Genomic DNA, 24,502 nt, shown 5'->3' on the forward strand with positions numbered 1-24,502 from the left:
CGATACCCGGCCCGGAGTTCCCCTGGAGGTCGGGACTCTCAGGACTCGCGTCCGAGGTCCGGCCCAGCTTTCCAGGCGGCGCGGATATCCTGGCTGACATGTCTTCCGCCGGTTCCTCACGTCCTCGCCCCCTCGCGGCGGCGGTGCTGCTGTCTTCCCTGCTGCTGAGCTCCTGTGCCGGGGGCGCCGATCCGGATGTCTCCGGGGATCCGTCGGAGCCGAGCGAGCAGAGCGCCGAGGATGCCGCGGCGGAGGCCGAGGAGCAGCGTCGCGCCGAGGCCGAGCAGGCCCAGGAGGCCGCGCTCGCCGGGCCCGCTGAGGAGCACCAGGAGCGGGCCGCCGAGATCGTGGCCGAGTACTCGCTCAGCGAGCTGGCGGGATCCGTGCTGGTGGGGGAGTACGCGACCCCCGATGCCTCCGGCATGGTGGCCCTGATCGAGGAGCTGCACCTGGGCGGTGCCATCATCATGGGCGCCAACGTCCCTGTCGCCGAGGGAGGTGTCGACACCCAGGAGCTGGCCGCCGCGCTGAGCACGCTGGGCGAGGCCGGCGGCGAGCGCGAGGTGCCCCCGATGATCAGCGTGGACCAGGAGGGCGGCCTGGTCACCCGGGTCGGCGCCCCGCTCACCGAATGGCCCACCCCGATGGCCTACGGAGCAGCCGGCCCAGGGCAGGCTGATTCCGGGCAGGACGATCCTGAACAGGAACAGCCGGAGGTGGACGCGCAGGACGACGACGGCGCGCTCACCCGGACTGGACACCGCTTCCTCGCCGCTGAGCTGGCTGACCTGGGGTTCACCACCAGTTTCGCGCCCAACGGCGACGTCACAGTCGGTGCCTCCGATCCGACCATCGGCTCCCGGTCCTTCGGCTCGGACGCCGAGGCCGTCGCGGAACTGACCATGGAGGGCATCCGCGGCCTCGCCGAGGGCGGACTTGCAGGCTCGGTCAAGCACTTTCCCGGGCATGGTTCCGTGACCGAGGATTCCCACCAGACACTCCCGGTCCAGGGTGCCAGCCTCGAGGAGCTGCGCGCCCGCGACTGGGCGCCCTTCGCCGAGGCCGCCGAGGCCGGTGTCCCGATGATCATGATGGGCCACATCGAGGTGCCCGCGCTGGAAGCAGACGTCCCCTCCTCACTCTCCGCCGCCGCCTACACCGAGCTGCGCGAGCTGGGCCACGACGGCGTGGTGGTCACCGACGCGCTGAACATGGGCGCCATCGTCCAGGGCTACGGCGGCGACCAGGCCGCCGTGACCGCGCTGAGCGCAGGCGCGGACCTGCTGCTGATGCCCGCCGACCTCCGCGGCGCCCACACCGGCATCGTCACGGCGGTGGAGTCGGGCGAGCTTGACCGCTCTCGCCTCGAGGAGGCGGCCGAACGCGTCGCCGCGCTTCAGCTCTGGCAGGCCGAGCTGGCCGACGGAGAGCTCGCCGCGGGGCCCGGCGCCCAGCTGCCCGAGCGGCTGCGCGGCGAAGATGCGCAAGGAGACGCCGACCAGGAATCAGAGTCCGGCAGTGCAGAAGAGACCGCGGCGGAGCTGAGTGAATCCGCGGTGACTCTTGTCGCTGGAGAGTGTGAGGCCGACCTGGCCGACGCCGGCATCACCATCCTCGGCGGCACCGACCAGGACCGCGCCCGGCTGACCACAGCCGCCGAGGCTGCCGGCCTCACCGTGGGAACCGGCGCGGTGGTGAACCTGGTCGGGGAGTCCAGCGCCGCCGGTGGTGACATCGCCGTGGCCCTGGACCGTCCCGAGGTGTTGGCCGACGCCGACGCTCCCACCCAGATCGCGCTCTACGGCCGCACCCAGGAATCCTTCCAGGCGCTCGCCGCGGTGCTCGCCGGGGCCCAGGCCCCTGGAGCGCTTCCGGTGAAGGTGGGCGAGCTGCCGCGCGGCCACTCCGCCTGCTGAGCGGCTACAGCGGCTCCACCACGGCGAAGACCCGCTCCTCGCCCAGCCGGGTGATCACCACGGTGGCCCGGTGCCGGGGTCCCTTGGTGCGCTTCTTCGGCAGGACCTGCTGGCGGAGCTGTTCCGGGACGACGTCGACCCCGCGCTTCTTGATCTCCAGACTGGTCACCCCGGAATCCGCCACCCAGGCCTTGAGCGACTTGACGTTGTAGGGCCTGACCTCGAGCACCCGGAACTGTCGGGAGAGCCGATAGGCGGGGTCCCCCACGGGCTCATCGGCGCAGAAATAGGCGATGTGCTCATCGAGCAGGTGAGCATCCAACGAGTCGGCGAGCTCGGCGACGAGCCCGGAACGGATCACCGCCGGGTTCGGCTCATGCAGCACCCCGGAGAGCCCGGCTCGCCCCTCGGGTTCCAGCTGCGCGCCGGATCCGAAGTCGGTCTCGCTGATCAGCTCCACGGGCGTGGCGCCGTCGCTGGGCAGCAGTGTGGCGGCCCGGCGCACCCCGGGGCGGGCCAGCGCATTGAACCAGAGCACCACTTCCACCAGATCTCCGTCCACAGAGACCCATTCGGCCTCACAGTCGGCCGGGATCAGCTCATGCGGCAGCCCGGGACCCAGCTTGACCCCCATCGGGGTGCCGGTGCTCGCCAGGGCGGTCACGAAGCTCAGCGGAGGGGAGAAGGACTCCGGGTCCCAGAGCCGAGAAGGCCCGGTCGAGGCGGAGTCCTGGGCCGCATGCGGATCGCGGCGTGCCGGATCCAGCCACAGGCCCCAACCTGGGGGAGCCCCGGTGCCGAGCAGATCAAAGGTCACGGCGAAGTCCTCGGCCGTGCCGTGCTGGACCGCCGCCTCCGGGAAGGGGTGCAGGTTCATCGTGGCCGCTGCGGCGATGCGCTCATCCGCCTCCACCGCCGTCACGGCCAGGCCCAGCGAGGCTGCCGCCATGGCATCTCCCCCCAGGCCGCAGCCGAGATCGATCACCCGATCCAGACCGGCGGTGCGGAAGCGCTGGGCATGACGCGCCGCCACCGGCAGCCGGGTCGACTGCTGCAGGCCCTCGTGGGTGAAGAGCATCCGCCCGGCGAACTCGCCGAACTTCTTCCGCGCCGCCGCGCGAAGCCGGGACTGCGTCAGGGCCGCCGCCACCCGATCCGGCGGGTGGCCGGCCTCGCGCAGCCGAAGGTTCAATCCGAAGGCCGCCTCCTCGTCATAGGGCGGCAGCGAATTCAGCAGCTCCCACCCTCCGGGGTGAGGACTGGGGAGAGAGGATCAGCGGCGGGGGAGGACACTGCTCCTACGGTACCGGTAGCTGCCCGCCGATCCGGGCGAATCCGCATGCTGGAGACCCCGCCACGAACAATACCTCACGAACTGATGACCGAATCACGCCTTCCCGACATATAGGGCACCCTATTTGCGCTAAATTAGATAAGTCTGTAGCTTCTATTTAGCTTAGGGGACACTAAGTCTCAATCTTCTTCCGTGAGTACCCGGAGCAATCACCGTGAAAGGCAGGGCCATGCCCACTGAAGACTTCGCACCCGAGGGCACCGCCTCCGAGAGCACTGCGCCCAAGCGCCCCCGGCTCGGGGCCGCAGGCCCTGAGTCCATTGCGCGCAGCTCGGCGCCGACGCCGCGCTCCCGGACCGTGGGCGCGCTCTCCCTGGGCCTCATCGCGATCTTCGCCCTGGGGGCCTGCGGCTCGCAGGCCGAGGCAGAAGAGCCCGAGGCCACCGAAGGGGAAGCAGCTGAAGCGGAAGACGCCGAGGGTGAGGCTGAGGGTGAAGACGCTGCCACGGTCACCATCGAGGATGACCACGGCACCCACGAGGTCTCCACCGATCCCCAGAGCGTCGTCGTCACCGACAACAGGTCCTACCGGACTTTAGAGGCTTTCGGCGTCGAGCCCACTGCCGCCGCGCGCAGCTTGATGGACGCCCAGACCCATGACTGGGCTGAGGATGAGTCCATCCTGGATCTGGGCAATCACCGTGAGCCGGATCTGGAGAACGTGGTCGCGGCGGAGCCCGATCTGATCATCAACGGGCAGCGCTTCCAGCAGTATTACCAGGACCTCGGAGGTCTTGCGCCCGAGGCCACCATTCTGGAGTTCGAGCCGCAGGAGGACGCCGACCTGGTCGAAGAGCTGATCCGGAAGACGGAATCGCTCGGCGAGGTATTCGGTGAAGAGGGTGTCGCCGCCGAGCTCGTGGAAGAGCTCGAGGCCGAGATGGCGCGGGTCCAGGACGCCTACGACGGCGAGTCCACGGTGATGGGCCTGCTCACCTCCGGCGGTGACATGAGCTACGTGGCGCCAGGGCCTGAGGGTCGGTCTATCGGACCGGTCTTCGACACCTTCGACCTCACCCCCGCACTGGAGCAGGAGGGGGAGAACGAGTCCCATGGCGATGACATCTCTGTGGAGGCCATCGCCACCGCGAACCCAGACTGGCTGCTCGTGCTGGACCGCGAGGCCCGCCTCTCCCTGGACGAGGGCGAGGAGTACAGCCCCGCAGCCGAGATCGTCGAGGAGTCAGCCGCACTGGCCAACGTCTCCGCCGTGGAGAACGACCAGATCGTGTACCTGCCGGAGAACTTCTACCTCACCGAAGACATCCAGGCCTACACCGAGTTCTTCCGCGACTTCGCAGACGCACTCGAAGCCGCGGAATGACCGCAGTTCACTCTCTTGCCAGTCGGTGAATGATGGTCGCCCGACGGTCCCGCGCAGGCCTGGACAACCTGCGCGGGACCGTCTCCAATACGAAATACCTGTATTAGCTATTCAGGTCCGCAGCGGACGGACTATGCGGACCACTGCATAGCTCCAGCTCATCATGGAAAGCCCCTTCGATGCCTGACACCCCCTCTGCAGCGCGGAGTCGCGAGGACCTCGCGACTCCGGTCGCACGTGGCCCCCGAGAGACTCGCAAGCAGCGACTCCTCACCTCAGGCCTGCTGATCGCCGTGCTGATCACCTCAGGGCTGCTGATGCTCTCGCTGACCACCGGAGCGTACGACGTCTTCTCCGCAGACGGGTTCTGGATGTTCGGCATCACCCGGGTCCCGCGCACCATCGCACTGGTGCTGGCCGGCGCTTCGATGGCCATGTGTGGACTGATCATGCAGCTGCTCACACAGAACCGTTTCGTGGAGCCCACCACCACCGGCACCACCGAGTGGGCGGGACTGGGGCTGATCCTGGTGCTCTGGCTCTTCCCAGGAGCCTCGATGCTCGCTCGGATGGGCGGGGCCGTGACGATGGCCTTCATCGGCACCGTCATCTTCTTCCTCTTCCTGCAGCGGGTCACCCTGAAGTCCTCGCTGATCGTGCCGATCATCGGGATCATGCTGGGCGCCGTGGTCAGCTCCTTCACGACCTACATCGCGCTGATGACCGACCACCTGCAGACCCTGGGCATCTGGTTCGCGGGCTCCTTCACCCGAGTGGTCGAGGGGCGCTACGAGCTGATGTTCCTGGTGCTGGGGGTGACCATCCTGGTGTTCATCACCGCCGACCAGTTCACGGTCGCTGGACTCGGCAAGGACATGGCCACCAACGTGGGCCTGAACTACACCGCCGTGCTCTTCATGGGCACCGCCATGGTGGCGGTGGCCACCGGGGTCACCGCCACGGTGGTCGGCACGCTGCCCTTCCTGGGGCTCGTGGTGCCCAATATCGTTTCGCTCTTCCGCGGCGATGACCTGCGCAGCAACCTGCCATGGGTCGCGCTGCTCGGGATCGCGACCGTGACCGTCTGCGACCTGATCGGTCGCACCATCCGCGCACCGTTCGAGATTCCTGTCGGGCTGGTCCTGGGCCTGGTCGGCGCTGTGGTGTTCGTCGGGCTGCTGCTGCGGCAGCGCAAGAAAGGAGGGCTTCCCGTATGACCGCACAGCTCGATCGCGAACACCGCGCCACATCTGGCCCGGCCGGAGATGCCGGGTCACCGGGAGTCAGGTCGCCGCATCGGGACGGTCGGCGCTCCGGGGCGATTACCACCAGGCGCCACGGCCTGCGCTACTGGGGCATCATGGCGCTGCTCGCCGGTCTCTCGGTGCTCTTCACCGCGGGGATCCTCAGCTATGACAATCCGATGCCCGTGGGCTCCGACGGGTACTGGCTGATCGCAAAGATGCGCGCGGAGACCGTGCTGGTCATCGGCGTCGTCGTCTTCTGCCAGGCGATGGCCACGGTGTCCTTCCAGACCGCGACCAACAACCGGATCCTCACGCCCTCGATCATGGGATTCGAATCGCTGTATGTGGCGATCCAGACCGGTGCGGTGTTCTTCTTCGGCATCGCCGGGGTCACCCTGGTCACCGGGCTGCCGCAGTTCCTGATGCAGGCCGGGGCGATGGTGCTCTTCGCGACGATCCTCTACTCCTGGCTGCTCAGCGGGAAGTTCTCCAACATCCACATCATGCTGCTGGTGGGCGTGGTGATCGGCGGGGGACTGGGCTCGCTGTCGACCTTCATGCAGCGGGTGCTGACCCCCAGTGAGTTCGACGTGCTCACCGCGCGGCTCTTCGGCAATATCGGCAATGCCCGCGGGGAGTACCTGCCCTACGCGATCCCGATCGCGCTGGCGGCCGCAGGGGTGTTGTGGTGGCGGGCGCGACGGCTCAACGTGGTCGCGCTGGGACGTGACACAGCGGACAACCTCGGGGTCCACCACAGGCGCGAAGTGCTGATCATCCTGGCGCTGGTCTCGGTGCTGATGGCGATGAGCACCTCCCTGGTCGGCCCGATGACCTTCCTGGGCTTCCTGGTTGCGACCCTGGCATACCAGTTCGCCGACACCTACTCCCACCGGATGCTGTTCCCGATGGCCATACTCATCGGGTACGCCGTCCTGACCGGGGCGTACTTCATCATGCGCAACATCTTCTACGCCCAGGGCGCGGTGACCCTGATCATCGAGCTCATCGGCGGCGTCGTCTTCCTGATAGTCCTGATGCGAAAGGGTCGCCTGTGATCAGCCTTACCGAGGTCGCCAAGAACTACGGCACAGAAGGGGCCAGCGACACCGTGGCCATCGGCCCGGTCAGCGTGGACATCGCCGCCGGCGGCATCACCGCCCTGGTGGGCCCCAACGGTGCCGGAAAGTCCACCATCCTGACCATGATCGGGCGGCTGCTCGATGTGGACGCCGGGCGGATCGAGGTGGCCGGGCACGACGTCGTGAGCTCGCCCTCGAAGACCATCGCCAAGATCCTCTCCATCCTGCGCCAGGAGAACCACTTCGTCACCCGGCTCACGGTGCGCCAGCTGGTGGGCTTCGGCCGGTTCCCACACTCCCGGGGCCGGCTCACCCTTCAGGACGAGCGGCACATCTCCGAGGCCATCGACTTCCTGGACCTCACCGCACTGGAGGGCCGCTACCTGGATCAGCTCTCGGGTGGTCAGCGGCAGCGGGCCTACGTGGCCATGGTGCTGGCCCAGCACACCGACTATGTGCTGCTCGATGAGCCGCTGAACAACCTGGACATGCAGCATGCGGTGCAGATGATGCAGCAGCTGCGCCGCGCCGCCGACGAGCTGGGCCGGACCGTGGTGATCGTGCTGCACGACATCAACTTCGCCGCCCGCTACTCGGACAGGATCCTGGCGATGAAGGATGGCGTAGTGGTCGAGCACGGAACCCCTGCGGAGATCATGCAGGATGCGGTGCTGACGCGAGTCTTCGATACTGAGGTCACCGTGATCGAGGGTCCGCGCGGGCCGCTCGCGGTGTACTACTGAGAGCTCTCGTTGATGAGTGATCGCGTGGCGATGTTCGACAGGAGCGGCCTTGAACCGCAGAGGACGAAGATCTTTACCCACGCCATTCGCACGGTGGACCCGGATCTGGGCACTCCGGTGCTGAACCCGGAACTGAGCTGATCATCCGGTCCCGTCGGCACCACTGCGGAATCTGACCCTGACCGACAGCGGCACCGAAGCATATGACGCTCGTGTGCAGGGGGCTCGTGGATGCGATGCAGTCGTTGTGCGGTGATAGGCAACGGTGACTGAAGCCACCTTCACGAGCCATCGATGACCAGGGCGGGTCCGCAGCCGATACCGCAGGCCCGCCCTGGCGCATCACGTGTCAGCTGCCCCGCACGTCCTGCGCCGAGGACTTCGCGGAGTCTGCGACGGAATCTTTCTGATCCTGTCCTTCAGACTTCACGACTTCACGTTCTGCCGCACTCTCAGCCGCTGACGTTCTCGGACTCGCTGCGCAGATTCCTGCGCCGGCTCCTTGAGCTCCTCGGCCATCGACTTCGCCTGGCTCTTCGCATCATCGACCAAGGGCTGGGCCTGGTCTTCGAGCTTGGCGGCCGCCTTCTTCTCCGGCTCAGAGGCCGGCACGATCGAGGCTGCGAGCCACCCGGCGCCCAGGGCGATCAGCCCGGCCGCCAGCGGGTTTCCGCGAGTCTTCTGCTTCGCGGCACCGGGTGCATGCTGAACACCTTCGGCCGCGTGGTGCGCCCGATCGGAGACCTTGGTGGAGGCATCATCGGCTGAGCCCATCACGTGATCCTTCCATCCGCCCACGGTGTGGCGGACCTTCTCAGTCTGTCGCTGCGCGACCTTGGAGGGTGAGACCTTATCGGCGACGGCGTCGACGTCAAGGGAGAGGCTGCTGCGGGTCCGCTCGATATCGGCGCGGATCTCTTCCGGAGTCTGCTGTGTCATCGGGTCTCCTTGGTGGGGGTGAGGGCGTCGGGGATTTCTTTGAGGGTCTCCGTCGTGTGCGGGGCGCCCTGGGCCTGTTCAAGGTTCTTCTTCCCGAGCACCGCCAGGACCGCGGCGATGATCGCCCAGATCGCGGCGACGATCACCGCTGACCAGGCGGTGCCGATCGCGGTGGCGCCCAGAGCGGCCCAGAGGGCGATGGAGAGGAAGAGCAGCACGAAGTGCCCGGCGATGCCGGCGCCGCCGAACATGCCGGCACCCTTTCCGGCGTTCTTCGCGGTCTCGCGCAGTTCGGCCTTGGCGAGGGCGATCTCCTGCCGGATCAGGGTGGAGAGGTCACTGCTGACGTTGGACATGAGCGAACCCAATGATTCCTTTTCGGCTCTGCGCTCCCACCTAGGCGTGGGATCTGTCCCAGATGTGGGTTCTGGGTCAGTGGGGCGACGGGCATAGCTGCTCATCGGCCAGCACCGCCGGCGTAGGGATCGGTGTCGCTGGTGTAACCCGGGGCGGGACTGGTGGGACCGGTTTCATAGGCCGGGGCAGTGCCTGGGTCGGCGTCACCGGCAGCAGGCCCGGTTGCGACAGCGCCTGCGTCATCGGCGTGGTGCTGCTTGAGTCCACGGGTCAGCCGGCCAGCGGCGAAACCGACACCGGCTGCGATGGCCAGGAACGCCACCGGACGACGACGCGCGAAGCTCTGCACCTCGTGCAGAACCTCCCGGGGGTCATGATCCTCGAGCCAGCTGGCAGTCGCCTCGGCGCGGGTGTTCAGCTGGTCCACGAGGTCCTTCGCGACCCCGGGCTCAGGCTTCTCGCCACGAGCGATGCGAGCGACGTCGTCGCTGAAGGTGCGCACCGTGCCGGCTGCGCGATCCAGCTGTTCAGACGCCTGGGACTCGAGCATGGTGCCCGCTTCACTGCCCAGGCGCTTGGCCTCGCGCACGGCGTCGTCCTTGACCCCTGCGGCTTCCTGGGTCGCCGTGTCCTTGACTGCCCGTCCGGCACCCTTGGCGTCGCCGGCGACATCTTGGGCCGCGGATTTGGCATGATCCGACTTCTTCTGGTCCTGAGACGCAGAATCGGAGGTGGAACCAGATGTGGAATCAGACCCGGAGCCGGGACGCTCCGAGTGCTGTTGCTGCCCGGAGATCGGCATGGTCCCCAGTGGGAGATCGTTCGCTGCAGGATCCGTCTCCCTCCCGGGCGAGGTCGACGGAGGCGTCGGGAACGTCTTGGCTCGTGACGCGTCCTCTCCGCCGAGATTGTTATTCGGGGTGCTGTGTGGGTTTAACATGATTGCCTTTCGTCGTGTCCTCGGATTCGCGACGAACCGAGGTTGAAAAGAGAGTCTGGAGATCAACTAGACGGGTGACGCCCGACACCTCAGCGCCGGACAGACTCGTCCGTGCCAACTGCTGGTTCGTCTTGGCTGCGGCCGGCAGATCTGCGCAGATTGCGTGCGCGCCCGACATCCTCCTGATGCTTCTTCGCCTTCTTGTCGCTGGCCTTGGTGTCTCGGGCTGGCAGCTGGAGGTTCTCCTCTGCGGGCATTCCAGCCTGGAGCTCACGGCCGCGCTCGACTTCGCTGTCAACCTCGGCGCCGAAGAGCAGGATCGCATTGACGATGTATATCCACAGCAACAAGATGATGACCCCGGCCAGCGCTCCATAGGTGGCGTTGTAGTTGCCGAAGTTGGACACATAGAAGAAGAAGCCCACAGAGGCCAGGACCGCGACCACGATGGCGATGAGGGCCCCGACACTCACCCAGCGGAACTTCGGTTGCTGCACGTTGGGAGTTGCGTAGTAGAGCAGAGCAACGACGGACACGACGACGAACGCCAGGACGAACCATTGGGCGATACTCCACACCGTGACCGCCGTCGAGCCAAGCCCGATCGCGCTTCCCACTGCTTCTGCAACCGGTCCCGACAGGACCAGGATCAGCAGGGCAACCGCTCCCAGGACCAGGATCAGCGCTGTCAGGAGATACATCTGCACATTGAGCTTGATCCCACCACGACCTTCAGGAACCTCGTGGATGACGTTCATCGCCCGGCCGAACGCCTTCACGTAGCTGGAGGCCGACCACAACGCGGCCAGCAATCCGAGGATGAGCCCGAGCCCCGGAGCAGGGGCTGTCAGGACAGACTCCAAGGCAGGCCGGACTGTGCCCCACGTATCGGAGGGAACGATGCCCTCCGCCTGATCAAGGACCGCGGTGACGGTTCCCCCGCCCTGCCCGAACAGACTCAACACCGAAACCACGGCGATCAGTGCCGGGAAGATGGAAAGGACAGTGCGGTAGGTGAGGCCGGCGGCCAGATCGGTGCAACCGTCCGCGGAGAACTCGCGGATCGTGGTCCTGAGGATGTACTTCCACGTAGGTTTGGTGATCTCAGCCGGAGAGTCAGGCTTGCGTTCGTCCTCCGGGTGAGGAGCGTCCGCCGGATCATTCTGGGTATTGTCGCGGGAGCTGTGAGACATGAGACGGGCCTTTCTCCGAGTGTGTAGGGAGCACGAGCTCCGGGACATGGTGGCGGTCTGGGTCTAGTCGCCCGGCCACTCTCTGGTGAGCCGCTGAAACGTCCGAGCTCCACCGCGATCTACGAGGGCTTTGACACAGGCGAAGAGCGCTCCTCGAACAGCAGCCGCGAGAAGCACCTCACCGACGAGCCCGGCTGGCTAGGAGGAGGGCTGCGGTCACGGCGAGAGCGCCTGCACCGATCCACGCGTTCGTGTTCGGTCTGCCCTGTCCATCGCTGAGAGATGCCTTCACGCGCCCGATGAATCTGGCGGCGTGCTGGCGTGCTTCGCTCGACTGCTCGGCTATGCGGTCCTTCGTCACGTTGATCTGTTCCCGGGCCTGGGATTTCACATCGAGTTTCTCGGCCAGAGCCCCGACAGTCTCACCGAGCTCGCGCCGAGTGCGCATAAGGTCGGCCTCGATCTCATCTTTGGAAGCTCCCTTCCCAGGCTCTGACTGAACAGCGGTGGCGTTCTTCGTGCCTGTAGTCAGGCGGGGCCCCTGAGGATTCTTGCGATCAGCGGGTGTCATGGCGGGTGTGTTCCTTGACCTCAGCAACGTCTAGCTTGACGTTGGTGATTGTCCGTTCGGGCGCCGGTGAAAGCTCTTCCAGTCTTTTCTTGCCGAGCAGGGCCGTAATGGCGGCGGCGATGAAGAGGACAGCCGTGACGATGAGTGCGGCTGCCCACGCCGGCAGAATCAACGCGAGCCCCAGGATGGATGTGGTGATCAGAGCACCGACACCAAACCATGCCAGGATGCCTCCGACGCCGAGGAACCCAGCACCGATGCCGCCCTGTCTCGCCTTCGCGGTCAACTCCGCCTGGGCGAGTCGCACCTCGTCGCGGACCAATCGTGAGGTCTGTTCTGAGAGGCGGGTCATCAACTCAGGAACTGTAGGTTCGGACGGTTTCGCGGGGTGACTCATGATGTGTTCCCTTTGCATGTGAATCGACGTGCAACCTCGTGGCTGCTGACATTCGAAGATCAAGCTGCCCCGTGCCGTAGGACCGGTAGATGGATCGGGCCTAAGAACCGGCCATCACGGATGTCCCGATCAGCAGAAGATCCTGCATCCTGTGCGATCGACCTGCTGGCACCGGGGGCCTGTTCTTGATGGCACCTCCCAGGGGTCGGACCCTCAGACCCGACCCCCGGTTGGCGCCAGACGTCAGGCTCTGAATGCGCAAGCTGCAGAGACGTCGCTCACCGCTTCGCACCGGGCTTAGCGTCGCCTTCAACGTCGATCTCTTCCTTGCGGACCTCGCCGGAGACGGTTTCGGTGTCCTGGACAGTCCGTTTGCCGACATTGACCTTCTCCGTGGCCACGGTCTCTTTGTCGACCACGGGGCGTTCCTCGCGCAGCGTCACGACTTCATCCTCGCGACCCGCATCATCGATCGTGCCTGCAGAGCTCGCATCGGCGGAGTTCGGGTCGACCTTCTCCCGCTCAACGACGAGCTCTTCGCGCTGGACGGGCACCTCAATGCTCTGGTTCTCGGTGCGAACCCGCTTGCGCAGGCGCACCTGGCCTGCCTCGCGCTGCTCGGTGCCGATCTTCAGCCGCTCCTCATGGGCGACCATGTTGTCGGCATCTGCGGTATCGGTGTCAACATCGGGACCGCCGGTGTCTACCCCGTGGCGTCCGGTGTCGCGAGCAGAGCTGTAGTAGTCCCAGAGACGCTGCTCCTCCTCAACACTGAGGTGTCCGTCAACGTCGATGTTGGGAGCATCCTTGATGTAGGCCTTGGTGAACGGCACCCTGAGGCCTCGGGGGAGTGGTCGGTCGCGCCGAAGGGGATGAAGTTCTCTTTGGTACCAAAGAGGCCGATATTTACGGTGACGAACTCGGGTTCTTGTGTCTGACTATCGACGTAGACCTGACCGACGGAGCCAACCTTGGCTCCCTCACTGTCATATACATCTGCGTTCTCGATCGAGTCGATGTCGAAGTTGCTGTTGACCATGGTCATTCACTCGCCTTCCCATGCCCCCGAGCTTCGGGGGTCAAGATTTTTTAAAATAACATTTATATGCCAATTGATTCGAGTTAAATAATTGTTGGAATCAACTGCACCGTCTATTTCATCGCGCCAACCGTGCCTGTAGGTGCTCGAGAGTGCTCCCGGCCCCGAGTGACGCGTTCGTAGCAGGCAAGCGCCCGTCCTCGCGTCGTCGCCGCGGCTTCGGGGCTTCAGCCTGATGTGGAGATTACACTGTAAACACAGCTCCGAGCAATAGCCGGCCAGACGGAATCGGAGGGCCATGTGGCAGCACGCCGCGTTGCGCCGCTGATGCCTCACCAGGGCCCCCTGATCGCTGGCGGTGGGACAGGGGTGCGCGGGTGGGCGCTGCGCCGGGCAAGGCGGCCCGGCCCGCCGGGGGTCCACGTGTGATCGCTCCTGGCTTGGGTATTCGAGGTGATGTCCAAGACCTTCGATCCTGGGCATGCTGCTGCGGTGAGGAGCTCGACTGAAACTGTGAAGAAACTCCGCCGGAGTACCATGGGTGAGCGCACGCAGAAGCGTTCACCAGCTGGGCGTCTTCTGAGGAAGTCACCTATCAGGTAGCGGGGTAAATGCAAATGGATCGGACAACCGACGCCGAAGGTTCAGGCAAGGCGCGACCTGGGCTCAGCCGTGAATTGGTTGTGAGGTCGGCCCTGTCGTACATCGACACTCATGGTGCACAAAAGCTGACGATGCGCGCACTCGGTGCCAGCCTCGATGTGGAGGCAATGGCGCTGTATAGGCACGTCTCAGGGCGTGAAGACCTGCTCGAGAGCGTCGTCGCTGAACTGTTACAAGGTCTGGAAGACGATCTCGACAAACAGCTCAGTGAAACATGGCAGGGGTACCTTCAGACATTTGCCCATCAGGTTCGCCAGATCGCGGTCGAGCACCCTCTGGTCTTCCCGCTTGTCGCGACCCGCCATCCTGCGGCACCGTGGCTTCGCCCCCCACTGCGCAGCCTCTCCCTGGTAGAAGGCTTCCTTCGCGCGCTCATCGACCATGGTTTCAGCGACTCTGCCGCAGTTCACACCTACCGAATAATCAGCAGCTTCCTGCTGGGGCACCTGCTGTTGGAATCAATCGTCCGCGGCGCTGAGGTCTCCTCCGTAGAGGTTCCCCTGGACGAGGGAAACGCAATTGTTCCTGAAGGGGATGCCGACCTCGACCGCAGCGCAGTCCCAGTGGTGATGCGTTTGAAGGCAGCTCTGAGTGAGGATCACTCCAAGAATGAATTTGAGATCGGCCTGGAAGCACTAATCGATCGCATTGAATTCTATATCAGCCAATAGCTTCTAATCAGCTTTTCTGGAAATTTACTTGCTGGTTATTTTTTGCATCTAATATGGTTGCGAACCCGGTGTGCATGCCCTTATAGGGTCGAAGCCTATGTCTCCCCGTGGGCCTGGCGGAAGCTTTGGAGGATCCATGCGTGCGCTGCGTGCCGAGTCTTTGACAGCCGCCGTCACAAGTGTTTTCCTGCGACGACGGGTTGGCAATCAGGGGATTCGCACCTGAGTTCCCCACAGACGCGCGATTCCGCAGCGGGAACGAGTGGCATCGGCGCCACGCCGAAATCGGACGATAGAGTCGCCAAGACTGACGTATGAGCATAGGCCCGATGAGATCGTTGCAGCTTCACATCAGACGGGTGGTCTGTGGAGTCATTCGGATTGGGCTCCGGAGGCCGCCCACTTCAGTCTCAGCTGATGAGACGGCATCGACCCGGGTACAGCACCCTCGGGGCCTCGCCCTATCATTTTGGGTCTGCGCCGCACTCGGCGCCGCTCACCATCAACCCTTCTGTGGAGATGCCCAGCAATGTCTACCTCTGTTGACCCCTCAGCGCCCGGCGCCTCGAAACGAAAAGTCGACGACGTGGCCGATGAGAACCTCACCGTGCCGCGCCGCCGGATCATCATGGCCTCGCTGATCGGGACCACGATCGAGTTCTACGACTTCTATATCTACGCCACCGCGGCCGTCTCGATCTTCCCGCTGCTCTTCTTCTACGGCGATGAAGGCTCCGCGCTGCTGGCCTCGATGGCCACCTTCGGGGCGGCGTTCGTGGCGCGGCCGCTGGGTGCGATCATCTTCGGCCACTATGGGGACAAGGTGGGTCGCAAGGCCACCTTGGTCGGCGCACTGCTGACCATGGGCATCGCCACTTTTTTGATCGGCGCGCTGCCCACCTATCACCAGGTCGGGCTCTGGGCGCCGGCGATGCTGACCATCCTGCGCTTCTGCCAGGGCCTGGGCCTGGGCGGAGAATGGTCCGGTGCCGCGCTGCTGGCCTCCGAGACCGCCCGGCCGGGCAAACGTGCGCAGGCGGCCATGTGGCCGCAGCTGGGTGCCCCCTTCGGCTTCATGCTCGCCAACGGCCTCTTCCTGCTGCTGGCCACCCTGTTCGCCTACGATTCCACGGCACGCGACCTCGACGACCCGTTCCTGGTCTGGGGCTGGCGCCTGCCATTCCTGCTCTCGGTGGTCATGGTCGCCGTCGGGCTCTATGTCCGGCTGCGGATCGAGGAGACCCCGGTCTTCGCCAAGGCCATGGCCGGCAATGAGCGGGTCAAGGCCCCCATCGGGGAGGTCTTCCGGCGCAACTGGTGGGAGATCGTCCTGGGCACCTTCATCATGCTGGCCACCTACGGGCTGTTCTACCTGATGACCACCTGGGTGCTCTCCTACGCCATCGGCAGCGCCGAGGTCGGAGGGCTGAGCTACGGGTACCAGGACTTCCTGGTGCTGCAGATCGTCGCGATCACCTTCTTCGCGATCTTCGTACCGGTGGCCGGCCGACTGGCCGACCGCTTCGGCCGCCGCCCGATGCTGATCGTGGTCACCTTGGCGATCATGGCCTTCGGACTGAGCTTCCGCTACTGGCTCTCCGCGGACTCTATGGGCACCGGCGAGGACCTCAACGTCTGGCAGATGCTGGCCTTCCTCGCCGTCGGCATGACCCTGATGGGGCTCACCTTCGGCCCGATGTCCGCGGTGCTGCCGGAGCTGTTCCCCACGAACACCCGCTACACCGGATCGGGTGTGGCCTACAACGCCGCCTCGATCCTGGGCGCGGCTCTGACCCCCTTCGTGGCGGCCTGGCTGGTCCAGGCCTACGGCGTCGGCGCGGTCGGGCTCTACCTGGCTGGCCTGGGCGTGCTGACCCTGATCGCGCTGATCCTGGCCCCGGAGACCTCGAAGAAGTCGCTCTACACCGAGGCCGCCAAGTAGTCGCACCGGCTCCAGCTGCCCCGTCCCCGACTGATGAGCCGGGGGCGGGGCAGTTCTGCGTCCAGGGCAGCGGCGCTTCTCATGAGACTCGGTCGGCCGAGCTGGACGAGCCCGAGGAGCCGACGAGCCTGACGAGCCTGACGAGCCGGGTCAGCCGTCGAGCCGTCGAGCCGGCCGAGCCTGAAGAGCCGGGTCAGCCGTCGATGACGGCGACCAGCTCGTCGAGGAATCCGCCGAAGTCGGTGCCTCGGCGCAGGATCCGCTGCAGCGAGTCGCGTTCGCTGAGCACCTCGACGAGCTGTTCGAAGACGGTCTGGAACGCATCGCGCTCGGACTCGGAGAACGCCGCCAGGGCCACGACCTGGATCCGTCCTTCGCCCCAGCGGATCGAACCCTCGGCGATCCCGATGGAGAGCGCGGTGCGCCGAGCGGTCATGGTCAGTGCGTGCGGGACCGCGAGCGATTCGGTGAAGGCGGTGGAGGAGAGGCGTTCGCGCTCGATGGTGCCGCGCACATAGTCCTCGTCGATGATGCCCTGCGCGAGCAGCGGGGCGCTGAGCTGGCGGATCGCGTCCTCTTCATCCTTGGCCTTCAGCGGGCGGATGAAGGCGTCGGGGCTGAAATAGCGCTCAAGCTCTCCGCGCAGCCGGGTGAGCCGCCGGGTGCGGCGCCGCTTCGAGGCCACCGCGGCGATGCGCTGGATATCCGCGTCGGTGATGAACGGGGCCAGCTGTACGGTGCGCTCATCGGGCACCGGCGGTTCGATCGTGGTCAGCACCAGATCGGTGTCCATTCCGGCCCAGTCTGGATCGGTCCGGGTCTCCACCGCGGTGACCTCGATGCCCGGACCGAGGGATTCATCGAGCCGGGAGCGCAGCAGGTCATGCAGCTCGTAGTAGCCGGGACACACGATGGTCGCGGTCAGCGCGGCCTCGGTGCGGCGGCTGCGCTCCAGCCGGCCGCCCACATGCATGGCGATATAGGCGATCTCATCCTCGCGGATCAGCACGTCCAGCTGCTCTGAGACATCGCTGGCGATGGAGACCGCGACCTGGAAGATCATCGGATAGGTGGACTTCAGCGACTTGGTCAGCGGATTGCGGGAGAACGCCTGCTCCCGTGCCCGGTGGACCAGGTTCTGCACGTGCAGGCTCAGCCGACGGATGAAGTCCTCGTGAGCGATGTCCACCAGATACTCCTCCGCGGCGTGGCCCACGGCGCGGATCACCGCCCGTTCCACCTCGGCATCCAGCGGCACCTCGGTGCCGGCGCTGCCGTCCGAGGCGACCACCCGGGTCAGCACCAGCGAGGCCAGATGCTGCAGGTCGCCCTGCCCCAGACTCACTCCGAAATGCGCCGAGGCCAGCTTCCCGACGACGCCGGCCAGCCGCTCCTGCTGGGCGCTGGGCTCGAGGTGGGTGCCCGCCAAGGGGTGGCCGTGACTGACACGATCTGCCGCGATCGCCACATGCAGCACCACGTCCGTGGAGGCGAACTCGTTGACGTAGTAACCCTGCTCGGCCAGCTGCGTCGCCAGCTCGCGCTTGAACGGACCGAAGGCCTCCGCCTCCAGCGACCCCAGCCCTGCCGCGCGGCGCAGGCCCTCGCCGTCGAAGGAACCGTGCTCCATCTCCTCGTGCGCGAGCTTCGAGACCAGCCGGCGCCGGGCCAGCTCATCGCCGACCAGCAGCGCACGCGAGCCTGAGCGTTGGACGGTGTTGCCGGTGCCCACGAGCAGCTCGCGGACCCGCACCAGATCGGCCTCCACCGTGGCCACGGAGACGTAGAGCCGTTCGGCGGTGCGGCGCAGATCGACCCCGTTCTGCGCCTCGAGCAGCTCGCGCACCAAGCCGTGGAGCCGGTCCCGGGTCGATGCGCGGCCGGAGTCGCTGCGCAGCGCCGCCAGCGCGGCCCGGTCCGCTCGGTATCCCGCGGGCCCGGATTCGATCGGAGCCGTCTGTGAATCCGCCGCAGGGGCGCCAGCGGGGGCGCGTGCATTGAGCTGCGCGATATAGGACCGGACGCTGCGCGGGGTGACGCCGAGCAGGTCAGCCAGCGAGCCGGCGGTGATCCACCCGGGCTCACGCAGGAGCAGATTGATCAGCTGCTCCTGGCGCTTGCTCATCCGGTCCACGCTCAAACCTTACCGGGCGGCCATCTCGAGGCACCGGTTTTTCCTCCCCAGCGGAAAGAACTCTCAGCCCCAGACCGGTGCAGTGTGCCCTGAATCACTGCACAATCGAGGAGGAAGGAGAGTGTGATCAATGGAGATCCTGGTGGTCTGCGGTGCTGGTGCGTCCAGCACCTTCGTGGCGCAGCGCCTGAAGCTGGCGATGCGCCGTTCCGGCGTCCCCTACGCGGTGCGCGCCGGGAATCAGGCCTCCCTGCTCCATGATCTCGACTCCGCTGATCTGATCCTGCTCGGCCCGCACCTCGCGGACTCGTTGGAGGACATCCGAGGACTCACCGCGCCGGCAGGCACCGTGGTGAGGCTCCTTCCTGAAGACATCTACACCGACCTCGAGGGCACCAGCGCTCTGGCGCTGATCCTCGAGGTCTTCCCCATGCCCGACGCGGCTGCCGCCGCATCAACCCGAAAGGGACTCTCATGAGCTCCACTCGCACTGTCACCGTCGCCTCCTCCCAGGGACTGCACGCTCGTCCGGCCAAGCTGTTCGTCGAGGCCGCCCAGGCCTCCGGCGCCCAGGTGACGATCGCCAAGGGCGAGAAGTCCGTGAACGCGGCCAGCATCCTCGGCGTGCTCTCGCTGGGCGTGGAGCGCGATGACCAGGTGCTGCTCACCGCCGAGGGCGAGAACGAGGAGCAGACCCTGGACAGCCTGGAGCAGTTCCTCACCACCGACCACGACGAGGCCTCCTGATGCCGGAGCTCTCCGGAATCGGCGTTGGAAGGGGCATCGCCGCGGGGCCAGTGGCCCGGATGTCCCCTCCTCCGCCAGCACCTGCCGATGAAGCCTCCGCGCTCAGCACCGAGGCTGAGACGCAGCGTGTGCAGGTGGCGGTCGCCGAGGTGGCCGCCGAGCTCGAAGCCCGCGGTCGCACCGCCGGCGGCATGGCACGCGATGTGCTCGAGGCCCAGGCCATGATGGCCCAGGACCCCACACTGCATGACGCGGTCGCGACCCGGCTGCAGGCGGGCAAGACCGGCGAGTACGCCGTGCACGAGGCCTTCGCCGAGTTCCGCGCCACGCTCGAGGAGCTCGGCGGCTATCTCGGCGAGCGCGCCTCAGACCTCTCCGACGTCTCCCAGCGAGTGATCGCCAGCCTGCGCGGGCTCCCCGCCCCCGGCGTGCCAGACCCCGGCCACCCGTTCATCCTGGTGGCCGAGGACCTGGCCCCGGCGGACACCGCGCTGCTGAACCTGGACCAGGTCCAGGCCCTGGTGACCATCCAGGGCGGTCCCACCTCGCACACCGCGATCCTGGCGCGCGAGAAGTCCATCACCGCCATCGTCGGTGTCGCCGAGGCCGGGAGCCTCACCGAGGGCCAGCAGGTGATCGTCGACGCCGAATCAGGCACCGTGATCACCGATCCCACCCAGGATCAGCTCGACGAGGCCCAGGCCCGCCGCGCGGCACATGCGGCACAGGCCGCGGCGCCGATCACCCCCGGCGCCCTGGCAGATGGCACCGCGGTGCCGCTGCTGGCGAACCTCGGTTCCGCCAAGAGCACCGAGAAGGCCGTGGCGCTGGGCGCCGAAGGCGTGGGGCTCTTCCGGACCGAGTTCCTGTTCCTCAGCGCCGACGAGGCGCCCTCGGTGGAAGAGCAGCGCGAGGCCTACCAGTCGGTGCTCGAGGCCTTCCCGGGCCAGAAGGTCGTGGTCCGAGCCCTCGACGCCGGTGCTGACAAGCCGCTGAGCTTCCTCAACGACGCACCTGAGGAGAACCCGGCACTGGGCCTGCGCGGACTGCGCGCACTGATGGCCAATGAGCAGATCCTTCGCGACCAGCTCACGGCCCTGGCCCAGGCCCAGGAGAACACCGAGGCCGATGTCTGGGTGATGGCTCCGATGGTCTCCACCGTGGAGGAGGCCGAGGCGTTCACCGCCCTGGCCAAGGAGCACGGTCTGGCCACCGCAGGGGTCATGGTGGAGGTTCCCTCCATCGCGCTGATGGCCGATGAGCTGCTCTCGCGCACCGACTTCGCCTCGATCGGCACCAACGACCTGACCCAGTACACGATGGCGGCCGACCGGCTGCTCGGTTCCGTAGCGTCTCTGCAGGATCCCTGGCACCCCGCGGTGCTGCGGCTCATCCGCCAGGTCGGCGCGGCGGGAATCGCCTCGGAGAAGCCGGTCGGAGTCTGTGGCGAGGCCGCCGCGGACCCGCTGCTCGCCGTCGTCCTGGTCGGGCTCGGCGTGAACACGCTCTCCATGTCTCCGGCCGCGCTCGCCGAGGTGCGCGCCGAGCTGAAGCTGCACACCTTGGAGCAGGCGCGCAGCATCGCAGCCGCCGCGCTGACCGCCGCCACCGCTGCGCAGGCACGGGAAGCCGCGCAGGGGGCGGCGCAGAAGTCCTGAACCACCCGCTGAATCACTCCTATCTGGTCCCTCAGCAGAGGGGCCACCACCTTGGACGCACCACAAGGGGCGTCACCATAAGAAAGAGGCTCCGTCATGACAACGGTGTCAGCTGAGACGAAGGATCGGGGCGGCGCACGTGTGGCCGTCCAGCGATTCGGCTCATTCCTATCGGGCATGATCATGCCCAACATCCCGGCGCTGATCGCCTGGGGCATCATCACCGCGCTGTTCATCGACGTCGGTCCGTTCCCGAACGAGGGTCTGGCCATGATCGTCGGACCGATGATCCACTACCTGCTGCCGATCCTGATCGCCATGCAGGGCGGACGGATGATCTACGAGACCCGCGGCGCCGTGGTCGGCGCGATCGCCACCATGGGTGTCATCGCCGGCTCCGACTTCATCGTCGCGCAGTTCAACGCCGGCCTCGCAGAAGGCGCTGACGAACTGGGTGAGGTGCACATGTTCATCGGAGCGATGATCATGGGCCCACTGGGCGCCTACGCGATCAAGGCACTCGACGCCCTCTGGGAGGGCAAGATCAAATCCGGCTTCGAGATGCTGGTCAACATGTTCTCCGCCGGCATCGGCGGATTCCTGCTCGCGCTCGCTGGCTTCTACTGGCTCGCCCCGGTGATCAATGCGTTCATGGAGGTCATGGGCAACGCGGTGCGGTGGCTCATCGAGACGAACCTGCTGCCGCTGACCTCGGTCATCATCGAACCGGCTAAGGTCTTCTTCCTGAACAACGCCATCAACCACGGCGTACTGACCCCGCTGGGCATCGCCGATGCCGCCGAGAACGGCAAGTCGATCCTGTTCCTGCTCGAGGCGAACCCCGGTCCAGGCCTGGGTGTGCTGCTGGCCTTCACGGTCTTCGGCACCGGCGTCGCGCGGGCCACGGCTCCGGGCGCGATCCTGATCCAGTTCCTCGGCGGCATCCACGAGGTCTACTTCCCCTACGTGCTGATGAAGCCCGCGCTGCTGCTGGCAGTCGTCGCGGGCGGCGCCACCGGCGTGGGTACCAACATGGTCTTCGACGCTGGCCTGCGCGCCCCGGCTGCGCCAGGTTCCATCTTCGCGGTGCTGCTGCAGACGGCATCGGACTCCTACGTGGGTGTCATCCTCTCCGTGATCCTCTCCGCAGGTGTGACCTTCGCCGTCGCCTCGGCGATCCTGCTCTCCAGTCGCAAGCGCGACCTCGAGATGGCTGTGGACAGCTTCTCCGCCGCGGTGGCCAAGACCGAGGCCAATAAGGGCAAGTCCTCCTCGCATCTGGCGAACCTCTCCGCTGCGACTCAGGTCCCGGCGCAGAAGATCACCAACGTGATCTTCGCCTGCGACGCCGGAATGGGCTCCTCCGCCATGGGCGCCTCGGTGCTGCGCAAGAAGATCATCGGCGCTGGCATCGAGGGCGTCACAGTCACCAACAAGGCCGTCGCCTCGCTGCCGGGCAACGCTGACCTGGTCATCACCCAGCAGCAGCTCACAGATCGAGCACGAGCCAAGGAGCCTCAAGCGGTGCACGTCTCCGTGGACAGCTTCATGACGCCCCGGAGTACGACGACGTCGTCACGCTGATCCGCGAGAGCGAGGCGAAGGCCTCAGGGTCCGACGCCGATGACACCGCGGACTCAGGCGAGTCCTCCGCCGGGGGCGTCGCCACGGACACCCGGGTGCGCAGCGAGGCACAGATCCTCACCCGCTCACAGGTCCGGATCCACTCCGGCTCCGCCAGCCAGGACGAGGCGCTCACCGAAGCCGCCGAGATCCTCGGCGCGGCCGGCGCGGTCACCGGGGAGTACCTCTCGGCCATGAAGGAGCGCGAGGCCACGGTCTCCACCTACATGGGCAACGAGCTGGCCATCCCGCACGGCACCAACGACGCGAAGTCAGCGATTCTGGCCTCGGCCCTGTCGGTGACCCGCTACGACGGCGGCGTGGACTGGTCCGGGGAGAAGGTCACCTTCGTGATCGGCATCGCCGGGGTCGGCGACGAGCACCTGGAGATCCTCTCCAGGATCGCGGAGCTCTTCTCCGACGACGCCGAGGTCGCCAAGCTCAAGCGGGCTTCCTCCGAGGAGGAGCTGCTGGAGCTGCTCTCGGCGGTCAACGCGAGCTGAGGCCGTTGACACAGGTGCCTGCGAGCACCAGCTGAGCCGAAGGGGTGCGTCACGCCGGGTCACCCGGGGGCGCACCCCCTTCGCATCTGTACACACGACATGAATCTGAGCACTCAATCTTCGGGAGTCAACATGCTGGCAGTCCATTTCGGCGCTGGAAACATCGGTCGAGGCTTCGTAGGTACCCTGCTGCACGAGGGAGGCTACGAGGTGGTCTTCTCCGACGTCGCCGCACCCCTGGTGGACGCGCTCACGGCCGCGGGCAGCTACACCGTCCATGAGGTCGGAGCCGGAGGCGTGGACCGGGAGGTCACGAACTTCCGGGCCATCAACAGCGCGGAGAACCCCCAGGCGGTGGCCGCCGAGGTGGCCTCGGCTGATGTGGTCACCACCGCGGTGGGCCCTGCGATCTTGAAGTTCATCGCCCCGCATATCCTCGCCGGGCTGCTGCAGCGTCCCGCCGAGGCCAAGCCGCTGCAGGTGATGGCCTGTGAGAACGCGCTGGGCGCCACCGATACCCTGCGCGGGCACGTGCAGGAGCTCGCCGGGGACCAGTGGGAGCAGCTCTCCGCCCGGGCGGTCTTCGCCAACACCGCGGTGGACCGGATCGTCCCAGGACAGCCCGCCGCCGGGGGAGTCGACGTCACCGTGGAGCCGTTCTATGAATGGGCCATCGAGGCCGGTCCCTTCGGTGCCGACCGGCCCAACATCCCGGGAGCTCACTTCGTGGAGCACCTCGGGCCCTATATCGAGCGCAAGCTCTTCACCGTGAACACCGGGCATGCCGCCGCGGCGTACCTGGGCTTCCGTGCGGGGCGCAGCAAGATCGCCGAGGCGCTGGCCGATGAGACCGTCCTCGCCGGAGTCCGGGCGGCTCTGGAGGAGACCTCGGCACTGCTGGTGGCCAAGCACGGCTTCGCGGCCGAGGAGATGGCGGCCTACCGTGAGACCATCCTGGAGCGCTTCCGCAATCCGGAGCTGCCCGACACCGTGGACCGGGTGGGCCGGCAGCCGCTGCGCAAGCTCTCCCGGAACGAACGGCTCGTCGGTCCTGCGGCGGAGGCCGAGGAACGCGGTCTGAGCGTGGCGGGGCTGCTCGCCGTCGTGGAGGCCGCACTGTACTTCGAGTCCGCTGCCGATGAGCAGACCCAGCAGCTGCAGAAGCTGCTGACCGAGCTCGACGCCGACGCACTGACCACCGAGGTCACCGGGCTGCGGTCGGAGGATCCGCTCTACAGCAGGGTCCGCGAGCTGGTCGCCGCGCGGCAGCGCTAGCGGCGGGGCCGCGCGGCGCGTCCTACTCCGGCTCGGACTCCGGCATCCTTTCCCGCAGCGTCTCCCGCGGCCTCTCCGAACCCTCTCCCGCGGCTGTCGCATCCCTATGCCATGTCCCATCGCTTTGGACGGAAATAGCGATGGGACCTGGCAAAGACATGCGACGGATCGCGCGGCGGGACGG

The 24,502-nt window shown here is 66.5% G+C and carries 23 protein-coding genes and 1 pseudogene; 13 read left to right on the top strand and 11 right to left on the bottom strand.

The window, feature by feature from the left end:
- Nucleotides 1–98 precede the first annotated feature (98 nt).
- Nucleotides 99–1,916, top strand: a complete 1,818-nt coding sequence (locus BG28_RS01085) for a glycoside hydrolase family 3 N-terminal domain-containing protein (RefSeq protein WP_084479292.1) — start codon at nucleotides 99–101, stop codon at nucleotides 1,914–1,916.
- A gap of 4 nt (nucleotides 1,917–1,920) precedes the next feature.
- Here the strand turns inward: BG28_RS01085 and BG28_RS01090 are convergent, their stop codons facing one another.
- The gene (locus BG28_RS01090; RefSeq protein ID WP_369797166.1) at nucleotides 1,921–3,108 is read right to left on the bottom strand and encodes an SAM-dependent methyltransferase; all 1,188 of its coding nucleotides are present in this window, start codon (nucleotides 3,106–3,108) and stop codon (nucleotides 1,921–1,923) included.
- Nucleotides 3,109–3,439: 331 nt separating this feature from the next.
- On the opposite strand from BG28_RS01090, the gene BG28_RS01095 reads away from it, so the two are divergent.
- The 4 genes from BG28_RS01095 to BG28_RS01110 all read left to right on the top strand — a co-directional run bounded on the left by BG28_RS01095 (nucleotide 3,440) and on the right by BG28_RS01110 (nucleotide 7,666).
- Nucleotides 3,440–4,594 carry a siderophore ABC transporter substrate-binding protein gene (locus BG28_RS01095; protein ID WP_084479293.1) on the top strand — a complete coding sequence of 385 codons (1,155 nt, stop codon included), beginning with the start codon at nucleotides 3,440–3,442 and terminating at the stop codon, nucleotides 4,592–4,594.
- 179 nt (nucleotides 4,595–4,773) lie between these two features.
- The gene (locus tag BG28_RS01100; protein WP_036473288.1) at nucleotides 4,774–5,811 is read left to right on the top strand and encodes an ABC transporter permease; all 1,038 of its coding nucleotides are present in this window, start codon (nucleotides 4,774–4,776) and stop codon (nucleotides 5,809–5,811) included.
- Nucleotides 5,808–6,899 carry an iron chelate uptake ABC transporter family permease subunit gene (locus BG28_RS01105; protein WP_036473290.1) on the top strand — a complete coding sequence of 364 codons (1,092 nt, stop codon included), beginning with the start codon at nucleotides 5,808–5,810 and terminating at the stop codon, nucleotides 6,897–6,899. Before BG28_RS01100 ends, BG28_RS01105 begins: the two co-directional genes overlap by 4 nt.
- Nucleotides 6,896–7,666: an ABC transporter ATP-binding protein gene (locus tag BG28_RS01110; RefSeq protein WP_036473291.1), complete on the top strand. Its 771-nt coding sequence runs from the start codon at nucleotides 6,896–6,898 to the stop codon at nucleotides 7,664–7,666. Before BG28_RS01105 ends, BG28_RS01110 begins: the two co-directional genes overlap by 4 nt.
- Nucleotides 7,667–8,092: 426 nt before the next feature.
- Here the strand turns inward: BG28_RS01110 and BG28_RS01115 are convergent, their stop codons facing one another.
- The 9 genes and pseudogenes from BG28_RS01115 to BG28_RS16620 all read right to left on the bottom strand — a co-directional run.
- Nucleotides 8,093–8,605, bottom strand: coding sequence for a DUF3618 domain-containing protein (locus BG28_RS01115; protein WP_235180903.1), 513 nt, complete (start codon nucleotides 8,603–8,605; stop codon nucleotides 8,093–8,095).
- Nucleotides 8,602–8,961, bottom strand: a complete 360-nt coding sequence (locus tag BG28_RS01120; protein WP_235180904.1) for a phage holin family protein — start codon at nucleotides 8,959–8,961, stop codon at nucleotides 8,602–8,604. Before BG28_RS01120 ends, BG28_RS01115 begins: the two co-directional genes overlap by 4 nt.
- A gap of 101 nt (nucleotides 8,962–9,062) precedes the next feature.
- Nucleotides 9,063–9,764: a hypothetical protein gene (locus BG28_RS14010; RefSeq protein ID WP_051500779.1), complete on the bottom strand. Its 702-nt coding sequence runs from the start codon at nucleotides 9,762–9,764 to the stop codon at nucleotides 9,063–9,065.
- A gap of 227 nt (nucleotides 9,765–9,991) precedes the next feature.
- Nucleotides 9,992–11,095 (bottom strand): YihY/virulence factor BrkB family protein, encoded by a 1,104-nt coding sequence (locus BG28_RS01130; protein ID WP_036473293.1) that lies wholly within the window; start codon nucleotides 11,093–11,095, stop codon nucleotides 9,992–9,994.
- Between the two features lie 63 nt (nucleotides 11,096–11,158).
- A complete protein-coding gene (locus BG28_RS14695) occupies nucleotides 11,159–11,272 on the bottom strand; it encodes a DUF4235 domain-containing protein (protein WP_084479294.1) in 114 nt (37 codons plus the stop codon).
- A gap of 1 nt (nucleotide 11,273) precedes the next feature.
- Nucleotides 11,274–11,666: a DUF3618 domain-containing protein gene (locus BG28_RS14015; RefSeq protein WP_051500780.1), complete on the bottom strand. Its 393-nt coding sequence runs from the start codon at nucleotides 11,664–11,666 to the stop codon at nucleotides 11,274–11,276.
- Nucleotides 11,653–12,063 carry a phage holin family protein gene (locus BG28_RS01140; RefSeq protein WP_036473558.1) on the bottom strand — a complete coding sequence of 137 codons (411 nt, stop codon included), beginning with the start codon at nucleotides 12,061–12,063 and terminating at the stop codon, nucleotides 11,653–11,655. Before BG28_RS01140 ends, BG28_RS14015 begins: the two co-directional genes overlap by 14 nt.
- A 278-nt stretch (nucleotides 12,064–12,341) precedes the next feature.
- Nucleotides 12,342–12,896, bottom strand: a complete 555-nt coding sequence (locus BG28_RS15985; RefSeq protein WP_051500781.1) for a YsnF/AvaK domain-containing protein — start codon at nucleotides 12,894–12,896, stop codon at nucleotides 12,342–12,344.
- Between the two features lie 89 nt (nucleotides 12,897–12,985).
- Nucleotides 12,986–13,108, bottom strand: a pseudogene (locus BG28_RS16620) (PRC-barrel domain-containing protein); the annotation flags it as partial.
- Nucleotides 13,109–13,719: 611 nt separating this feature from the next.
- Here BG28_RS16620 and BG28_RS01150 point away from each other — a divergent pair.
- Together BG28_RS01150 and BG28_RS01155 are read left to right on the top strand one after the other, a co-directional pair.
- Nucleotides 13,720–14,436 (top strand): TetR/AcrR family transcriptional regulator C-terminal domain-containing protein, encoded by a 717-nt coding sequence (locus BG28_RS01150; RefSeq protein ID WP_036473559.1) that lies wholly within the window; start codon nucleotides 13,720–13,722, stop codon nucleotides 14,434–14,436.
- Between the two features lie 529 nt (nucleotides 14,437–14,965).
- The gene (locus BG28_RS01155) at nucleotides 14,966–16,378 is read left to right on the top strand and encodes an MFS transporter (protein ID WP_051500782.1); all 1,413 of its coding nucleotides are present in this window, start codon (nucleotides 14,966–14,968) and stop codon (nucleotides 16,376–16,378) included.
- Nucleotides 16,379–16,571: 193 nt separating this feature from the next.
- Here BG28_RS01155 and BG28_RS01160 read toward each other — a convergent pair whose 3' ends face one another.
- Nucleotides 16,572–18,503 carry a transcription antiterminator gene (locus BG28_RS01160; protein ID WP_036473561.1) on the bottom strand — a complete coding sequence of 644 codons (1,932 nt, stop codon included), beginning with the start codon at nucleotides 18,501–18,503 and terminating at the stop codon, nucleotides 16,572–16,574.
- Nucleotides 18,504–18,642: 139 nt separating this feature from the next.
- Between BG28_RS01160 and BG28_RS01165 the strand changes: the two genes are divergently transcribed.
- The 6 genes from BG28_RS01165 (at nucleotide 18,643) to BG28_RS01190 (ending at nucleotide 24,318) form a co-directional block, all read left to right on the top strand.
- On the top strand, nucleotides 18,643–18,990 hold the full coding sequence (locus BG28_RS01165) for a PTS sugar transporter subunit IIB (protein ID WP_051500783.1): 348 nt from the start codon (nucleotides 18,643–18,645) through the stop codon (nucleotides 18,988–18,990).
- Nucleotides 18,987–19,259, top strand: a complete 273-nt coding sequence (locus BG28_RS01170; RefSeq protein WP_036473294.1) for an HPr family phosphocarrier protein — start codon at nucleotides 18,987–18,989, stop codon at nucleotides 19,257–19,259. Before BG28_RS01165 ends, BG28_RS01170 begins: the two co-directional genes overlap by 4 nt.
- Nucleotides 19,259–20,917, top strand: coding sequence for a phosphoenolpyruvate--protein phosphotransferase (gene ptsP / locus BG28_RS01175; RefSeq protein ID WP_036473296.1), 1,659 nt, complete (start codon nucleotides 19,259–19,261; stop codon nucleotides 20,915–20,917). The genes BG28_RS01170 and ptsP overlap by 1 nt, the downstream gene beginning before the upstream one ends.
- A 96-nt stretch (nucleotides 20,918–21,013) precedes the next feature.
- Nucleotides 21,014–22,501 carry a PTS mannitol transporter subunit IICB gene (locus tag BG28_RS01180; RefSeq protein ID WP_161634777.1) on the top strand — a complete coding sequence of 496 codons (1,488 nt, stop codon included), beginning with the start codon at nucleotides 21,014–21,016 and terminating at the stop codon, nucleotides 22,499–22,501.
- A 95-nt stretch (nucleotides 22,502–22,596) separates the two neighbouring features.
- Nucleotides 22,597–23,043 (top strand): PTS sugar transporter subunit IIA, encoded by a 447-nt coding sequence (locus BG28_RS01185; RefSeq protein WP_036473564.1) that lies wholly within the window; start codon nucleotides 22,597–22,599, stop codon nucleotides 23,041–23,043.
- A 132-nt stretch (nucleotides 23,044–23,175) separates the two neighbouring features.
- Nucleotides 23,176–24,318 (top strand): mannitol-1-phosphate 5-dehydrogenase, encoded by a 1,143-nt coding sequence (locus tag BG28_RS01190; protein ID WP_036473297.1) that lies wholly within the window; start codon nucleotides 23,176–23,178, stop codon nucleotides 24,316–24,318.
- Nucleotides 24,319–24,502 lie beyond the last annotated feature (184 nt).

Origin of the sequence: Nesterenkonia sp. AN1 (assembly GCF_000582475.1) — a bacterium.
Taxonomy (GTDB): domain Bacteria; phylum Actinomycetota; class Actinomycetes; order Actinomycetales; family Micrococcaceae; genus Nesterenkonia; species Nesterenkonia aurantiaca.

What these genes read in the sequence shown, in the direction of transcription:
- BG28_RS01085 (WP_084479292.1), top strand. Translation starts at nt 99, where the DNA reads ATGTCTTCCGCCGGTTCCTCACGTCCTCGCCCCCTCGCGGCGGCGGTG.
- BG28_RS01095 (WP_084479293.1), top strand. Translation starts at nt 3,440, where the DNA reads ATGCCCACTGAAGACTTCGCACCCGAGGGCACCGCCTCCGAGAGCACT.
- BG28_RS01100 (WP_036473288.1), top strand. Translation starts at nt 4,774, where the DNA reads ATGCCTGACACCCCCTCTGCAGCGCGGAGTCGCGAGGACCTCGCGACT.
- BG28_RS01105 (WP_036473290.1), top strand. Translation starts at nt 5,808, where the DNA reads ATGACCGCACAGCTCGATCGCGAACACCGCGCCACATCTGGCCCGGCC.
- BG28_RS01115 (WP_235180903.1), bottom strand. Translation starts at nt 8,605, where the DNA reads ATGACACAGCAGACTCCGGAAGAGATCCGCGCCGATATCGAGCGGACC.
- BG28_RS01120 (WP_235180904.1), bottom strand. Translation starts at nt 8,961, where the DNA reads ATGTCCAACGTCAGCAGTGACCTCTCCACCCTGATCCGGCAGGAGATC.
- BG28_RS14010 (WP_051500779.1), bottom strand. Translation starts at nt 9,764, where the DNA reads ATGCCGATCTCCGGGCAGCAACAGCACTCGGAGCGTCCCGGCTCCGGG.
- BG28_RS01130 (WP_036473293.1), bottom strand. Translation starts at nt 11,095, where the DNA reads ATGTCTCACAGCTCCCGCGACAATACCCAGAATGATCCGGCGGACGCT.
- BG28_RS14015 (WP_051500780.1), bottom strand. Translation starts at nt 11,666, where the DNA reads ATGACACCCGCTGATCGCAAGAATCCTCAGGGGCCCCGCCTGACTACA.
- BG28_RS01140 (WP_036473558.1), bottom strand. Translation starts at nt 12,063, where the DNA reads ATGAGTCACCCCGCGAAACCGTCCGAACCTACAGTTCCTGAGTTGATG.
- BG28_RS01150 (WP_036473559.1), top strand. Translation starts at nt 13,720, where the DNA reads ATGGATCGGACAACCGACGCCGAAGGTTCAGGCAAGGCGCGACCTGGG.
- BG28_RS01155 (WP_051500782.1), top strand. Translation starts at nt 14,966, where the DNA reads ATGTCTACCTCTGTTGACCCCTCAGCGCCCGGCGCCTCGAAACGAAAA.
- BG28_RS01160 (WP_036473561.1), bottom strand. Translation starts at nt 18,503, where the DNA reads ATGAGCAAGCGCCAGGAGCAGCTGATCAATCTGCTCCTGCGTGAGCCC.
- BG28_RS01165 (WP_051500783.1), top strand. Translation starts at nt 18,643, where the DNA reads ATGGAGATCCTGGTGGTCTGCGGTGCTGGTGCGTCCAGCACCTTCGTG.
- BG28_RS01170 (WP_036473294.1), top strand. Translation starts at nt 18,987, where the DNA reads ATGAGCTCCACTCGCACTGTCACCGTCGCCTCCTCCCAGGGACTGCAC.
- ptsP (WP_036473296.1), top strand. Translation starts at nt 19,259, where the DNA reads ATGCCGGAGCTCTCCGGAATCGGCGTTGGAAGGGGCATCGCCGCGGGG.
- BG28_RS01180 (WP_161634777.1), top strand. Translation starts at nt 21,014, where the DNA reads ATGACAACGGTGTCAGCTGAGACGAAGGATCGGGGCGGCGCACGTGTG.
- BG28_RS01190 (WP_036473297.1), top strand. Translation starts at nt 23,176, where the DNA reads ATGCTGGCAGTCCATTTCGGCGCTGGAAACATCGGTCGAGGCTTCGTA.